The 14,942-nt window shown below is 47.4% G+C and carries 11 protein-coding genes and 1 riboswitch; of the genes, 5 read left to right on the forward strand and 6 right to left on the reverse strand.

The window, feature by feature from the left end; genetic code table 11:
- Nucleotides 1–63: 63 nt before the first annotated feature.
- Entirely contained in the window at nucleotides 64–2,334 is a 2,271-nt protein-coding gene (gene metE, locus L5M37_RS08320) for a 5-methyltetrahydropteroyltriglutamate--homocysteine S-methyltransferase (protein WP_263200071.1), read from the reverse strand.
- Nucleotides 2,335–2,533: 199 nt separating this feature from the next.
- On the opposite strand from metE, the gene L5M37_RS08325 reads away from it, so the two are divergent.
- A complete protein-coding gene (locus L5M37_RS08325) occupies nucleotides 2,534–3,439 on the forward strand; it encodes a LysR family transcriptional regulator (RefSeq protein ID WP_028761667.1) in 906 nt (301 codons plus the stop codon).
- A 79-nt stretch (nucleotides 3,440–3,518) separates the two neighbouring features.
- Here L5M37_RS08325 and L5M37_RS08330 read toward each other — a convergent pair whose 3' ends face one another.
- From L5M37_RS08330 to L5M37_RS08340, 3 genes are all read right to left on the reverse strand, one after another.
- On the reverse strand, nucleotides 3,519–4,247 hold the full coding sequence (locus L5M37_RS08330) for an HDOD domain-containing protein (protein ID WP_105250172.1): 729 nt from the start codon (nucleotides 4,245–4,247) through the stop codon (nucleotides 3,519–3,521).
- A 279-nt stretch (nucleotides 4,248–4,526) separates the two neighbouring features.
- Entirely contained in the window at nucleotides 4,527–6,488 is a 1,962-nt protein-coding gene (locus tag L5M37_RS08335) for a TonB-dependent receptor (protein ID WP_263200073.1), read from the reverse strand.
- Nucleotides 6,489–6,596: 108 nt separating this feature from the next.
- Nucleotides 6,597–6,831: riboswitch (cobalamin riboswitch) on the reverse strand.
- Nucleotides 6,832–6,965: 134 nt separating this feature from the next.
- Nucleotides 6,966–8,408, reverse strand: a complete 1,443-nt coding sequence (locus L5M37_RS08340) for a hypothetical protein (RefSeq protein ID WP_263200075.1) — start codon at nucleotides 8,406–8,408, stop codon at nucleotides 6,966–6,968.
- A gap of 234 nt (nucleotides 8,409–8,642) precedes the next feature.
- Here L5M37_RS08340 and rihA point away from each other — a divergent pair, with 234 nt between their 5' ends.
- From rihA to azu, 3 genes are all read left to right on the forward strand, one after another.
- On the forward strand, nucleotides 8,643–9,599 hold the full coding sequence (rihA, locus tag L5M37_RS08345) for a pyrimidine-specific ribonucleoside hydrolase RihA (protein WP_263200077.1): 957 nt from the start codon (nucleotides 8,643–8,645) through the stop codon (nucleotides 9,597–9,599).
- Nucleotides 9,600–9,618: 19 nt separating this feature from the next.
- Nucleotides 9,619–10,530 carry a ribokinase gene (rbsK, locus tag L5M37_RS08350; RefSeq protein WP_263200078.1) on the forward strand — a complete coding sequence of 304 codons (912 nt, stop codon included), beginning with the start codon at nucleotides 9,619–9,621 and terminating at the stop codon, nucleotides 10,528–10,530.
- A 293-nt stretch (nucleotides 10,531–10,823) separates the two neighbouring features.
- The gene (azu, locus tag L5M37_RS08355; RefSeq protein ID WP_006080224.1) at nucleotides 10,824–11,300 is read left to right on the forward strand and encodes an azurin; all 477 of its coding nucleotides are present in this window, start codon (nucleotides 10,824–10,826) and stop codon (nucleotides 11,298–11,300) included.
- Nucleotides 11,301–11,399: 99 nt separating this feature from the next.
- Here azu and L5M37_RS08360 read toward each other — a convergent pair whose 3' ends face one another.
- Together L5M37_RS08360 and L5M37_RS08365 are read right to left on the reverse strand one after the other, a co-directional pair.
- Nucleotides 11,400–12,584 carry a DUF3103 domain-containing protein gene (locus L5M37_RS08360; protein ID WP_263200080.1) on the reverse strand — a complete coding sequence of 395 codons (1,185 nt, stop codon included), beginning with the start codon at nucleotides 12,582–12,584 and terminating at the stop codon, nucleotides 11,400–11,402.
- Between the two features lie 380 nt (nucleotides 12,585–12,964).
- A complete protein-coding gene (locus tag L5M37_RS08365) occupies nucleotides 12,965–13,267 on the reverse strand; it encodes a DUF3622 domain-containing protein (RefSeq protein ID WP_105250177.1) in 303 nt (100 codons plus the stop codon).
- Between the two features lie 370 nt (nucleotides 13,268–13,637).
- Between L5M37_RS08365 and L5M37_RS08370 the strand changes: the two genes are divergently transcribed.
- On the forward strand, nucleotides 13,638–14,915 hold the full coding sequence (locus L5M37_RS08370; protein WP_263200083.1) for a glycerophosphodiester phosphodiesterase family protein: 1,278 nt from the start codon (nucleotides 13,638–13,640) through the stop codon (nucleotides 14,913–14,915).
- Nucleotides 14,916–14,942: the final 27 nt, after the last annotated feature.

Genomic DNA, 14,942 nt, shown 5'->3' on the forward strand with positions numbered 1-14,942 from the left:
ATAAGCATCCGCTGTTACTAACTCAATAAACTCAGTAAAAAAATATTTCACTCAAGCATAATATTAACCAAGGCGGCGACGTAGTTCACGGGTAGCATCGACCATGTTTTTCAGTGCGGGTTCAACTTCATCCCAAGTACGGGTTTTTAGGCCACAATCTGGGTTGACCCACAGCTGACGTACGGGCACTTTTTGCGCCGCTTTCTCGATTAAGTGCACCATGGCCTCCACACTTGGGGTGTTTGGCGAATGAATGTCATACACTCCTGGGCCAATTTCATTTGGATATTCAAAATCTTCGAAGGCATTGAGTAACTCCATCCGTGAACGCGAAGTCTCGATAGTGATCACATCGGCATCCATGGCGGCAATCGCGGCAATCGTGTCGTTAAACTCGCTGTAACACATGTGAGTATGGATTTGAGTCTCATCAGCCACGCCAGCAGCGCTGAGTTTAAAGGCATTCACCGCCCAATCTAAATAGGTTTGCCACTCACTTTGTTTCAATGGCAGACCTTCACGGAAGGCGGGCTCATCAATTTGTATAATGCCAATACCTGCATTTTGTAAATCCACCACTTCATCACGGATCGCCAGCGCCAGCTGAGTCGCAATCACATCGCGGCCGATATCTTCACGGGCGAATGACCAATGCAGAATCGTCACTGGGCCAGTCAGCATGCCTTTTACAGGCTTGTCGGTGAGACTTTGGGCAAACTCGGCCCAATCGACCGTCATCGCCTTTGGACGACTGACATCACCATAGATCAACGGCGGCTTAACACAGCGTGAGCCATAACTTTGCACCCAACCATTTTTGGTAAAGCCAACGCCCGCAAGCTGCTCACCAAAGTATTCCACCATATCGTTGCGCTCGGCCTCACCATGAACCAGTACATCGATACCGAGTTTAAGCTGGCGGTCGATAGTATCGCGGGTGACTTGTTGTAATTGCTCTGTATATTGTGCATCACTCAGATCGCCCTTGCGCCAACGACTGCGTAGTCCACGGATTGCAGGTGTTTGTGGGAAGGAGCCAATGGTGGTGGTCGGCAACAGAGGTAAACGGTATTTCTGCTGCTGCACTGCTTGGCGTACGCTGAAATCACTGACGCGCTCATAATCGGCAGATGTCAACGCGGCAACGCGGGCAATCACTTGACTGTCGGCGGCCTGCGCTTTCGCCTCACGGCGTGCCAAACAGGTTTGCACAATCTCTTTTGCCGCGGCCGATTCAGGTGCCAGTAGCAATTGGCGCACATTGGCCAGTTCGAGTAATTTTTGCTTCGCAAACGCGAGTTGTTGACGCAGCGCGGGCTCAAGCGTGGCTTCCACCTCTAAATCCACAGGGCTATGCAGGAGTGAGCAAGAAGTACCGATCCACAAGCGATCTCCGAGATCACGGGCCACCGCGCCTATGCGTTCGGCAATCAAATCCGCCTCTGCCGCCCACACGTTGCGACCATTGACCACACCCGCCGACAGAATTTGATCTTGACCAAGCGCATTGGCAAAGACTGCCAATTGATCCGGCGCTGTGACTAAATCGACATGCAACCCCGCGACTGGCAAGGCCGATACCAGCGCTTGATGGTGTGCGATACCGCCGTAATAACTGGTAAGAAGGATCTTCACCTTCGCAGTGCTGAGGGCTTGATACGCCTCAGTGATCGCCGCTTGCCATTCGCCATCTAACTCCAATGCTAGAATGGGCTCATCGAGCTGTACCCATTGCACACCCTGAGCAGCAAAACGCGCCAAAATGTCAGCATAAGCAGTTAATAAATTGGGTAATAAGCTTAACTTATCAAACTCTTGGCCCACGGTTTTAGCTAGGTACAAGTAGCTAACAGGGCCGAGTAGCACAGGTTTTGCTTTATAACCTAAGGACTGCGCTTCGCTGACTTCATCAAAGAACTGCTCATAGGCAATCGAAAACTCTTGGTTTTGGCTGAGCTCAGGTACCAGGTAGTGATAGTTAGTATTGAAATACTTGGTCATTTCAGAGGCAGGCGCATCTTGGCCCGTTGGCGCTCTGCCGCGGGCAACACGGAATAAAGTATCGAGATCGATTGTCCCTTCACCACGATGACGCTCAGGAATGGCATTTAAAGTCGCGCTTAAGGTCAGCACTTGATCATAAAAGGCAAAATCACCTACGGGAACTTGCTCAATGCCCGCAGCAGCTTGCCACTGCCAATGGGTGCGGCGAAGTTCACTCGCCACTTCACGTAATTCCACCTGAGTGCTCTCACCACGCCAGTATTTTTCTAAGGCAAATTTCAATTCACGACGACGCCCAATACGGGGAAACCCAAGACTATTTAATTGCATACTCTATCTTCCTTTATTTGAGATAAGCCATATTCGGCACTTACACCCACCAGATTGTTTTCTCTTGGCACTTTTCAGCACTTCAGCCTGATAAATAACAATGGGCGTCTGGACGTCTAGAAGTTTATTGTGTTAGTCTCTATGCCAGCAACCGAATTGATTTCAAGCACAACATGAGCGAAATTCACTTGGAGTGAACATGATCGAACTAAGACACCTGCGAACCTTAATGGCCCTGAAAGAAAGCGGCAGTTTGGCGGGCGCAGCCAAAAAACGTTTTGTCACTCAATCCGCCCTCTCCCACCAGATTAAGGAGTTGGAGCAAAGGATTAACTCGCCCATTTTTGTGCGTAAGAGTAAGCCACTGTCATTCACCCAAGAAGGTGCACGCCTGTTGCATCTGGCCGAAGAGATTTTGCCTAAGGTGTTAGAAACCGAGACAGATTTGAAGAATGGGCTGGAAACCGAAACTAATCAGTTGCGAGTCGGCATTGAGTGCCATAGCTGTTTTCGCTGGTTAATGCCTGTAATGGAACAATTTAGGCAAGATCATCCAACTGCCGAGTTAGACTTGTCGAGCCGTCACCTGTTCGACTCGCTCAATGCCTTAGAAATGGGTGAACTGGATATTGTATTAACCTCAGATCCTGTGCCTGGGCATTCACTCGCCTACCAGCATTTGTTTGATTTTGAAGTGAAATTAGTGGTTGCAAAAGATCATCCCTTAGCAAAAGAAGCCTATGTCACCCCTAAGCAATTAGCACACTTGCCTATTATCAGTTATCCAGTGCCGTTGACGCGTTTAGATATTTATCGCCACTTTTTAGAGCCTGCGGGCATAGAGGCGGGCGAGCAAAAAACCTGTGATTTAACAATGATGTTATTGCAACGCATCGCCTGTAAAGACGGCATAGCCGCACTGCCAAGCTGGTCGATTAATGAAGGACATGGACTGAGTCTCGCTACGGTAAAACTCGGCCAAGAAGGTCTGAAACGACCGCTATTTGGTGCCTATCGCCGCCACAGTGCTAACTCTGCATTGATCCAAAATTGGTTACAACTGGTGGCGAGGGAAGGTTTATCCCGCCAGCAGAAGACGAATTAATGCGGGTGACATAGAGTAAAAAGCCTGCGAATGCAGGCTTGTTTATTGAGTCAAATGACTATTTCATAGCATCGACAAATTACAGCGGATTCATCAACAATCCACGCATAGACAAGACACGGCGCAGTATCAACCCTGATGAATTAGGATTACGGGTCTGACGCAAATTATGGGCGATCATAAATTCTTGACGCAGATCCTGATCGAGATCTAACGCCTCGAACGCTTCGATGGTTAAGGTCTGTTGTTGATTATCAATCAATGACTTAATCACACTTAAAGGAAATGACTGTTCGGCATTAGCATTTAAATAGGCAAATGCGGTCAGTGCGATAATTTGGCCGAACACACTGAACAGAGCTAAGGTTTGTACTTCGTCAGCATCAACCTCCACACCTTCCATATCCGCTAAGCTATCTACCGCATCCGTTGCAATATCTTCAGTCAGCTTCCAATAACCTTGGACCAACTTTTTATAGGGCTGTGGCAGTTCATCGAGGCGTTCTTTTAAATAGAACGTAAAGGCGTAGCGATAGATATTAACTTGACCTAAGCGGATCAAAGCTTCTTTCAACGAACGAGTTTTGTGATTTTCCACTACAGCAGCCTGTGCGGAATTACTGCGCATAAGCATGTGCGCTGCCAATGCGGGATCGCTCGAGATAATGTCAATCACATTACGAATGTCGCCTTCAGCAAGGATCGCTTTTTTGAGTGGAATTAGAATTCCTCGGCGGCCAATCACTTGCTCTTCGTTCGCTATGATAGCTCTAACTTGAGTAAAAACCTGTTGCTCAAGATCAGTCATAAGACACTTTACACCTGTTTATTAACAATAAGATGATTCGGTTACAGCTCACATCATACCTAAAATACTAAGAATTTCAGCCATAAACAGCAGAGTAAAATATAAATTACTCCTATTTAGTAATGACTGCCCGCTAACACTATAGATAACGACAATTAAACCACTCTACTAAAACGATATTCAAGACTATACCTATTTTAAGATTTATTCTTTGAACTCAGCGTAAAAAATAAAAAGCCAGACTGAGTCTGGCTTTGTTATTAAATAGCTCATTAATATTTAGAAGCGGTAGCCCACAGTGAAACGGATATCACGGCCTCGACCAGAATAGTAACTATCCCCCCAATCGCCACCGTAATAACCAGCACTGACATAATCTTTATCGAATACATTATCGATACGCAGACTGGCAAGCCAAGCATCACGATTATAATTCAAGGCTAAATTACCAAGCACGTAACTTGCTAGCTTATCACCTTGATTAGCGTTATCGCCTTCGATAAAACGATCACCCGTGTAGATAGCTTCGGCAAATACTTGGAAATGCTCAGCAAAATCCATGCTGACATAACCGCGTCCCGTGTGTTTTGCCACCCAAGACAGCTCTTTGCCATCGTTAGCACCATCGGTAAATTCGGCGTCGGTATAGTTATATTCCAGCCCTAGCTGCAGCGCTTTAGTGATCTGCCAATCCCAATCGGCACCCGCGCCATAACGACGAGAAGCGTCGGCATTGACGTTTGCACCGTTGAAATTACCACCTATGGGTTTAACTGCACTCGAGTCATAAACAATTTCATCCTCTAAATCGAGACGATATAGGCTGACTCGCAGGGTTTGACTAGCGACAGCCCAATCCCAACCCGCCTCATAGGAACGGCCAGTTTGCGGCTTTAAGCCAAATACGCCCGGCGATGTATAAGCTTGCTCATCCACTTTGGCAAAACGGAAGTTATCATCGGCGCGCACATAGAGTCTGTGCTCCGCAGTTGGGCGGTAATTTAAACCCAGTTCGAATGCGTGGGCATTTTCGTCTAAATCCATGCCATTAGGATAGACATTGCCATCGACTAACTCATCGGTCACCCGCGCATAACGGCCACCCACAACGTAACTTAAAGTATGGCTTAAAGGCACTGTAGCTTGTAGATAGGCGCTTTGCATTTGCTGCACATTACTGCGCGCCATAGTGTCAAAATCAGCCTTGCCACGGCTGATGTCTAAACCTGTGACTAGGTTTAGCTCGCCTTGACGCGTGCTGTAATTCGCTAACGCTTTAGGGCTAAACATTAACAGTGAGCGTGTGTTATGGCTGTTCGCCCCCCAATTAAGAGAAGACACTAAGGTATCGCTGTAATCTAAATCCGCCGCCAGCGCCCAGTTTTGATTAAGCTGATGCTGGTAACCCGTTCGCGCCGCAGTGGTCATCTCGTGGGCATACTCTACCTTATTTGATGAAGCACGAGGATCGTCTTTAAATTGCTTTTCAGTAAGCGAGCCCGGATTTTCACGATCGTTATCGTAGTAGCTGGTTTCAACAAAGAACGAGTCTGTGGCTGTTTTATATTGAATGCGGCCAAGAATAGAGCCGGTTTCGTTGGCATTATGCTGGCGATAGTTATCACCTTGGTTGTAACTACCGGTGAAAAAGTAACGCCAATCTTTGTTGATCGCGCCAGACACATCACCACGACCTTCATAAGTATCAAAGCTACCGCCAGATAACTGCACGCTGCCGCCAGTATTTTCAGGGGACTTAGTGACAATATTAATCACCCCGCCCACGGCTTGATCGCCATAAAGTACACCCGCACTACCCGATAAAATTTCAATACGATCCACTTGATTAAGCGGAATGGCATTAAGGCTAGGCGCGGCGATATCGATATTATTGAGACGACGACCATCAAGTAAAATCAGTGTGTTATTAACGGCAGTGCTGGCGCTAAAACCGCGCATCGCAAAGCTAGTTCCAATATTGTTATCCGAAATTTGAATACCGCTTTGACCACGTAAGATGTCGGTCAAATTAGTCGCGCCACTCATTTCAATAGCCGCAGCATCAATCACATTCACATTGGCAGCAATATTTAACGGGGTCTTATCAGAGCGGCCGATCACGACAAGATGCTCGTCGACTTTAGCTGTGCTGGTATCGTCAGCCGCCACAGCGGGCGCGATAATTGAAAAACTGCAAAGGCTGCCGATCAGCAGCGCGATTTTTGTTGGATTTGTTCCCATTTTACCTTTAACTCCTGCAAGGAAAACGGGGCATTGACGCCACGATACCGTTAATTCAGTCGTAAATACTGACGGTGATTATCGCATTTTGAGATCTGCCCACCGAAATCTCAAAAACACCTTTAGGGCCGGTCTCCGGACTTAGGCTATGTTAATCCCTTAAAAATTGGATTAACGCGAGACTGACCTTTGACATTCTGACTTTCGGGTTCAGTCTTGAACTCACCAATCAAACGCGGTCCTCTCTCACCTTTTACCGTTGCGGGGGCAGTGCCAGAATTTCACTGGCTTTCCGATTATCTCGCGGCTTTCGCACGCAAGCACCACAGAAGGTTGACTCAAAATTAGGTTCAAAGGGCGTACAACCTGTTAACGCCCAACAAGGCTCAGGACATATCAGACCTGAGCGCGCGCATTATAGACGTCTATACGGATGAAAGTCCATTAATCTCAAGTGAGCGAGAAAACTCACATAAGCTAGAAAACACCATCCCAGTTTTTTGCCGCAGGTTTTGGTCTGTCTTTGCTCAAAATCGCCTGACGCTGCTCAGGGGTTTCGCATTGGGCAGCGGGGGTCAAATCCAGCGGTTTAATCACTAACGAGTCAGCAGGTTGCACTGGCGACTTGTCGAACATGGGCAAATTCATCGACCAAGAGACCAACTCCCCCTTTTCGCTGATGCCAACATAACCGTCATTTGCACCATTTAACCAAGTGAGGCGCGGAATACGTGCCATTAACTTTTCCACATTATCACGGTTGGCGCGATAACCAACGGGCACCACTTTGCCATCGGGACGCGTAAACACAAAGGAGGCTGGCCCTTGAGTAATGATGCTGCCTTCCTGCCAATATTTATCAAGAATCTCTTGAGCATAGTGAAACCCAAACATATGAGCGTAATCAGTATCGTCGGCCACAATTTGCGGCACCGCCTTATCCCGCAGTAATAAAAACCCTAAGCCGACACTGATAATCTCTTTTACCCCTGTGATATTGGTTTTTTTAATCCAATCGACACCACAGTTAATCCCATCGCCCCAAAAATGCGCATCCCCCGTAGGACTTAAAATCGCAAAGGCACAATTGTTTGCCGTCATACTCGCCACATCCTTTAAGGCGCTGCGGATCGAGTAAGCATCACTGCGCCAACCCCAACTCACCACAGTGCCGTCCTTTTTCAAGGCGGCATAGGTGTGTTGAAAATATTCGATCTTCGCTACATCCGTAAGCTGCGGGAGTAACTTTTTCATATTGGTCGACTCTTCAACCTGCCCCCAAATCACAGCACTGCCCTCTTTTTTGAGGGCGACAAAACTGCGTCCTCTGGCAAAGATATCGACAACATCAACTAATTGATCCTGCACATGTAAGCTATTGCCGCCGTAGGGGCCATAACCCCAAGTGTGTACCTTGCCATTAGCATCAAGGGCCGCAATGGCCTCTTGATTAGCGAACAACTTGGTAATATTGGTCATGCGGTTTTGCAGGGCTTTGTCGAGGCTCAATTTCCCTACATTACCCCAGTAAACCACAGTGCCATCTTGACGTAGCGCGGCAAACCCGTCCTTGACTGGGACGATTTGCTTAACTTGCTTAAGCTGCTCCGTCACCTCCCGGCTATCACCGCCAGCATAACTGTCACCCCAAGTGATCACCTCACCGGATTTAGTTAACGCCGCAAAGGCCGAACTGTTGGTGACCACAGTCTCGACTGCGGGTAAATCACAGGGAATATGGCGATACTGTGGACTCGGATTTTCCTTAAGTTGGAGCAATTTGCCGTTATCAAACTGCAGCAATGACTCGTTATTACTTTCCACAACGGCCATAGGCTGAGGATCGCTACAGCCAGAGATCTGCATGGCAACCATGCCCGCGAGTAAAGCCTTAGGCCAAGTGATTCGATAAGTGAGCATTACTTATTTCCTTATATTTGCTTGGAGATGTCATTCAATGTTGTGCAGCGGACAGAGCGAGAATGGATTTACCTAACATCGCCTAATGTCAAAAATGGGCAGAATTCTAGCAGCTTGTTGATAAAAAGACGAAAATGCTCACAGTTTACTCTGCAAGTCCCCTACACAGGCTAGCGCCTAACTGATGGCATGCTATTCTAAGCCCCCATCACCGCTGTTTAAAGGAGTAACAGTATGACTCGCACTATTATTCTGGATTGCGATCCCGGCCATGACGACGCTATTGCGCTCATTTTAGCTCTCGCCCATCCAGAGCTGGTTCCACTGGCCGTCACCACCAGCGCCGGTAACCAAACGCCGGATAAAACGCTCAATAATGCCCTGCGGATCTTAACCTTATTAAATCGCAGTGATATTCCTGTCGCTGGCGGCGCAGTCAAGCCATTAGCTCGCGAATTAATCATTGCCGACAATGTCCATGGTGAAACCGGACTCGACGGCCCTGCATTGCCAGAGCCCAGCTTTGCGCCACAAACACTTAATGCCGTAGAACTGATGGCCAAGAAAATTCGCCAAAGCGATAAGCCTGTGACACTCGTCCCCACAGGACCACTCACCAATATCGCGCTTTTGCTCGCCACCCACCACGAATTACACGCCAAGATCGAACGCATAGTGCTAATGGGCGGCGCAGCTGGTGTCGGTAATTGGACCCCAGCCGCCGAATTTAATATTTTTGTCGACCCCGAAGCCGCCGATATTGTCTTTAAGTCAGGTATTCCCATCACTATGTGTGGGCTCGATGTGACTCATCAGGCGCAAATCATGGATGAAGACATAGAACGCATTCGCGCGATTCAAAATCCAATTGCTCAGTGCGTCGCCGAATTATTGGATTTCTTTATGATTTACCACAGAGATCCTAAATGGGGCTTTATTGGTGCGCCATTGCACGACCCCTGCACTATCGCTTGGTTGCTTAAACCTGAGCTATTTGAGGCGCAAGATTGCTGGGTAAGTATTGAAACCCAAAGTGAGTTGACCTTAGGCATGACAGTGGTCGATCGCTATCAGCTAACAGGTAAAGCCGCCAATGCGACTGTGCTGTTTGGGATCGATAGGCAAGGCTTTGTCGATTTACTGGTAGACAGTTTACGCGTCTATGATGCAACTTATCTCAATCGCAGATAAAAATAACAGTGAGTCTTCTATGAGCCAGATACTCGTTATCGGCAGTGCAAATGCCGACCATGTGATGAAATTTGAGTACCTGCCAGCTGCAGGGCAAACCTTAATGAGCCGAGATTATCGCCTCGAACTGGGCGGTAAGGGGGCCAATCAAGCCGTCGCCTGCGCGCGCTTAGCCAAATCAGGTTCACGCACTGATTTTATCTGCCATCTCGGCCAAGACAGTATCGGCGATAATATGCGTCAAAGCTGGATGAAAGATGGCATCAGCACGGAAGGGATCCGCCAAATAGCCGGACTGAGCACAGGCACTGCCATGATTTTTATCGGTGATAACGGTGAGAATACGATTGGCGTTGCCGCAGGTGCCAACGCCAGCCTTTCACCCGATGACTTAGAAGCTCATTACGCCCTGTTTGCTAATGCGGAGTACTTGTTAACACAATTGGAAACGCCCGCTGCCACAGTGGCAAAGGCGCTGCAAATAGCCAAGAATCTTGGCGTGACGACTGTACTAAATCCTGCTCCAGCGACGGCACTTGGCCAAGATGTACTCAAGTGGGTAGATATTATTACCCCCAATGAAACCGAAGCAGAAGCCTTAACGGGAGTTGAGATCAACCATATTGATGATGCACACATGGCAGCGCAACTTCTCCACCAGCAGGGAGTAAAGATTGTGGTCATTACCTTAGGTAGCCGTGGCGCATTTATCAGCAGCCCAGGTTTTAATGGGCTAATACCTGCGTTTGAAGTGCAGGCCATAGACACAGTCGCCGCAGGGGATACCTTCAATGGCGCCTTAGTTGTGGGCTTAAGCGAGGGCATGTCGATTGCTGCAGCCGTGGGATTTGCCAATGCAGCCAGTGCCATTACTGTCACTCGCCCAGGCGCACAACGTGCGATTCCCTATCGACAGGAGCTTTCGTACTAAAAACGTAAGACGTTCTGAAGTAGACGCCCTGCGTTAGAACAAAAAATTATAATTTATAAATCAAACACATAAATAATAGTTCCTGAGTACTAAGTTCACTCCAAATAAGTACTCACCTATGTTTACCGCTAACAATTTTGCCGCCAATAACGATGCAAGCTTTCAACCTAAAGTTGCATATACATAATTTACACGCTGATTTCATTCCCATTTAATGAAGATTGCTTATGCTAGCAGGTGCATGTCCGAGTCAAAACGGCTCGGCTACCCTTGTTCAAATAAGGAAGTACCAGATGAAAGCAAAAAGCACAGCTTTACGTAACGTGACCAGCACTAGCCTAATCGGCCTCGGATTATTATTCGCTAGCCAAGCGAGTGCCAACGAATGTGAACTGAAAATTGCCGCCACTGATGCAATGCAATTTGACACTAAAGAGCTGTCTGTACCTGCAAGCTGTAAAGAAGTGACCTTAACCTTAACCCACTCAGGCACTTTGCCAAAAGCAGCTATGGGCCACAACTGGGTATTAACTAAGGCAGCTGATATGTCAGCCGTAGCAACCGAAGGTATGAGTGCCGGTCCTGATGCAGCCTATGTCAAAGCGGGTGATACTCGCGTTATCGCTCACACGCCATTAGTGGGCGGCGGCGAATCAACGTCTATCACCTTTAGCACTGCTGGCATGAGCGCTACTGAAGCCTACCAATTCTTCTGTAGCTTCCCTGGCCACTGGGCGATTATGCAAGGTAGTTTCAAGCTAAAAGCTTAAGGTGAATGGCTTAGCCTAACGTTAAGTGATAAAAACAAAAAAGCGGATCTTAGGATCCGCTTTTACATTCCAGCCATTACATTTAGCCGCAATAATTCATCAGGGTCTTGGTTGGATGACTAATGGCGCAAAGCTCGTCATCGCATTACCGTTAGCGCCGTTCAAGTTAGGATATTCAACCCCTTCCTGTAAGGTGTAATACACGTCGACAAAGTCATCGTCATTGGTGAACCAAGCATCCGGCATCACACTTAAAATACCATTGGTGATTTGTGGGATCAGCGCATAACCCTGAGCTTCAGGATCGGGGATCGACTTTAAGATCTGCTCCGCCGCTTCCAACAACTTAGTGGCCAACACTTTATAGTTAGTGCCATCGTCATGCTCCATTAGGATCATGTCCGCAGCCGCCCAACGATAACGCTCCCAATGGATGATGATTTGATTCGGATAATAAGTCGTATCCGCATAATCTAAATAGGGCATTTCGACGATATCGAGCACAGGTTCTTCACGGCTCGGGTCAACCCCAGTCACTATGCCGTAAATCTCGGCTCGACCAGAAATCCACGGCTCATGGTCATCATTCAAGGATATTTGTTTGATCACTGTGGTTGAAATAGGCTTGTCTGCCACCGCCTGTGTTTGCGCACGGCTCAGTAGCACGCCATCTTTTTTCGCTGACTGCGCCTCGGCAAATGTCGCCCGCATCACCTCTAAGCCAGCCACAAAGGCTTTTTTACTGTCGATACCGACCACAAACACCGGCTGCTGCGGTAGGTTATACACGTCTAATTGATGCACTTGCCCATGAATATCAAAGGCTTCAATATAATCCCACTGACGCTCGTCACCATCGGGCTCATAGGCAAATAGAGGAGACTCACCTTGCTGCCATGGGGTTAACATGGTTTCATCCGCCAGACGCACTTGCACCAGAGAATCTGCTTTGGCACTTAAGCCCTTCACTCGGCGAATCGACGCATCGGCTTTGGTGATCACATTATCATTGAGCCTATGTTGGGACAGAATCTCATCGGCATTTACTGCCAACTGATACTGGTTTATTTCAGTCTGTAAGATAGGCGCGAGCTGCGCATATTGATGGCTTAAATCTAACGCCAATGCCCGTTTAGTATTGGTTAACTGCGCTTGTGCATCCAAAGTCGAATCCTTTAGCGACGCTTGTAGTAAGCGTAACGCCTCTCCATCTAAGGCTTGGCCATAACTCAGGGTTGCCGAAGCCGACAAACACAGCAATAAACTGGATTGAAGTAGTTTCATAGGAGTTCCCTTACCTTGATAAAGTTAAACGTGCGTTCGAATTCCTTACATATGAGCACAGAGCAGCATCTAAGTAAATCAAATGATAATAGTTATCGTTAATTATTAATGGTATAGAGTACGTAATCCCGGCTAAATACGATAAAAACAAGCTAATGACAGCATCAACAGATCAGTCCAGCCGAACAGAGTGTATGAAGATAAACGAGGAAATAGAATGAAATGAATTGATATGCACAGTTTCGCGAGCGACAAAAACACAAAAGGCAGATCTTAAGATCTGCCTTTTGCTGTTCATCGCCAGAGTGACGTTTCAGAACCCGTTATGCGCGCCCTAACAGTCACACTGGCTTGATAAGACAAGGTTAAACAAATGAGTGTTACTCTTCGTCGAAATCATCTTCATCAAGATCTTCGGCATCAGTAGCCGCTTCAGCCGCTAATGCTGCGGCTAATTTTGCTTTAGCTTGTTTCTCTGAACGACGTTTATTGCGCTCAGTTAACGTGCCTAAAAACACTTGTAATTCAGTTAAGCCCCAAGCTTGTGCTTCGGCTTCAGTCGCAAAGCCATCGTGGCTCTTAGACACAACTGTTTTAGTTGATGTCATGCGACGAGTGATTTCAGTTTTCCAACCGTTGTCGCCCTGTGTCACGCGAAAATCGTATTTTTTGCCCTTGCTCATTCTGCTCTATTTCCTAAATGATGCTTGTCACGTTTGTCTTATCAAGCGAACCAAACGCTCATCATAAAACAAAAGGAGCGCAGTGTACTTGATTTCGGCCCAGAAAGATCGCCCAGATGAAAATATTCATGCCAGTTTCATCGACTCGCTCAGTGGAGTCAATGCTCACATCTAAAGCAACACTGTGCATATATCCCGACCATCCTCTGTCGAAGGCAGTTTATCGCAAGCTAGCGTGCCTTAGATAATCGTCGTGCAAACGGTATATATTCTTGTTTATGTCATACAAATAGGCTTTTTCAGTCACATTAACACTTTAGAGTTTCTGATTAATATTAATAATTTACATCATTACTCATAGGTAAATCTGATGAAACTACGCCCTATTTCGTCGCTCTCACTCGGCCTGTTAATTGCCACGAGCGCTTTATTAGCCGGTTGCAATAATGACGATGATAACGCCGCAGTCACGCCCCCCACCAGCAAACCTGTTCCTGCTCAAGTGGGAGAAAGACCCTTATTCCTCGTACGTCAGATGCAAGACAGCACACTTAAAACCCGCTTAGAACAATGCACCACTGATAGTTTTTATCGCAGCGAATTTTCCATAGGTCACCGTGGCGCGCCAATGAAATTCCCTGAGCATACAAAGGAATCCTACCAAGCGGCTATCGATTCGGGCGCAGGCATAGTCGAGTGTGATGTCACATTCACCGCCGATAAAGCTTTAGTTTGCCGCCACTCACAGTGCGATCTTGCTAGCACGACCAACATTTTAGCCATACCCGAACTTGCCAATAAATGTTCGAGCCCATTCACTCCTGCTGATGCCGCCAATGGCGTCAGCGCATCGGCAACCTGTTGCACTAGCGATATCACCCTTGCCGAATTTAAATCTCTCAAGGGTAAGATGGAAGGCAACAATCCAAAAGCGACCACTGCGGCCGAATTCATCAATGGCACCCCAAGCTGGCGCACCGATCTTTATGCTGGCAATGGCACCTTGATGACCCACGCTGAAAGTATTGAAATGTTTAAAAAAGCCGGAGTGAAGATGACGCCTGAGCTAAAAGCGGTGAGCGTATCTATGCCCTTCGATGGTTTTACTCAGCAGGATTACGCGCAAAAAATGTTGGATGAATACACGGCGGCGGGCGTCGATGTTTCGCAAGTATTCCCCCAGTCATTTATTTTGGATGACATCAAATACTGGGTCGCCAACGCACCTGAATTTGCGAAGCAAGCTGTGTTTCTCGATGACAGATACGATTATAACAGCGCCTTTGATCCGCAGAACTCAGCCACTTGGTCACCATCAATGGCGGATTTAAAGACCCAAGGCGTCGAAATTATTGCACCGCCACTCTGGGTATTAGTCGCCTTAGATGCGGATAAGAAAATCATTCCTTCGGAATACGCTAAGGCCGCCAAAGGCGCTGGGCTTAAGATCATCACTTGGTCGCTGGAGCGATCTGGTTTATTAAAAAATGGCGGCGGCTTTTACTATCAAAGCATTACCGAAGCGATAGATAATGAAGGCGATACCTTTGAATTACTTGATGTACTTGCGAAAGATGTCGGCGTGATTGGAGTGTTCTCCGACTGGCCCGCCACAGTGACTTACTATGCTAACTGTATGGATTTATAAGTTTTAAAACAGAAAAAAAATGCGTTA

Origin of the sequence: Shewanella sp. SM69 (assembly GCF_025653985.1) — a bacterium.
Taxonomy (GTDB): Bacteria; Pseudomonadota; Gammaproteobacteria; order Enterobacterales; family Shewanellaceae; genus Shewanella; species Shewanella oncorhynchi.

Bases quoted from the DNA above. Each gene is read 5' to 3' on its own strand.
- metE (WP_263200071.1), bottom strand. From the start codon at position 2,334: ATGCAATTAAATAGTCTTGGGTTTCCCCGTATTGGGCGTCGTCGTGAA.
- L5M37_RS08325 (WP_028761667.1), top strand. From the start codon at position 2,534: ATGATCGAACTAAGACACCTGCGAACCTTAATGGCCCTGAAAGAAAGC.
- L5M37_RS08330 (WP_105250172.1), bottom strand. From the start codon at position 4,247: ATGACTGATCTTGAGCAACAGGTTTTTACTCAAGTTAGAGCTATCATA.
- L5M37_RS08335 (WP_263200073.1), bottom strand. From the start codon at position 6,488: ATGGGAACAAATCCAACAAAAATCGCGCTGCTGATCGGCAGCCTTTGC.
- L5M37_RS08340 (WP_263200075.1), bottom strand. From the start codon at position 8,408: ATGCTCACTTATCGAATCACTTGGCCTAAGGCTTTACTCGCGGGCATG.
- rihA (WP_263200077.1), top strand. From the start codon at position 8,643: ATGACTCGCACTATTATTCTGGATTGCGATCCCGGCCATGACGACGCT.
- rbsK (WP_263200078.1), top strand. From the start codon at position 9,619: ATGAGCCAGATACTCGTTATCGGCAGTGCAAATGCCGACCATGTGATG.
- azu (WP_006080224.1), top strand. From the start codon at position 10,824: ATGAAAGCAAAAAGCACAGCTTTACGTAACGTGACCAGCACTAGCCTA.
- L5M37_RS08360 (WP_263200080.1), bottom strand. From the start codon at position 12,584: ATGAAACTACTTCAATCCAGTTTATTGCTGTGTTTGTCGGCTTCGGCA.
- L5M37_RS08365 (WP_105250177.1), bottom strand. From the start codon at position 13,267: ATGAGCAAGGGCAAAAAATACGATTTTCGCGTGACACAGGGCGACAAC.
- L5M37_RS08370 (WP_263200083.1), top strand. From the start codon at position 13,638: ATGAAACTACGCCCTATTTCGTCGCTCTCACTCGGCCTGTTAATTGCC.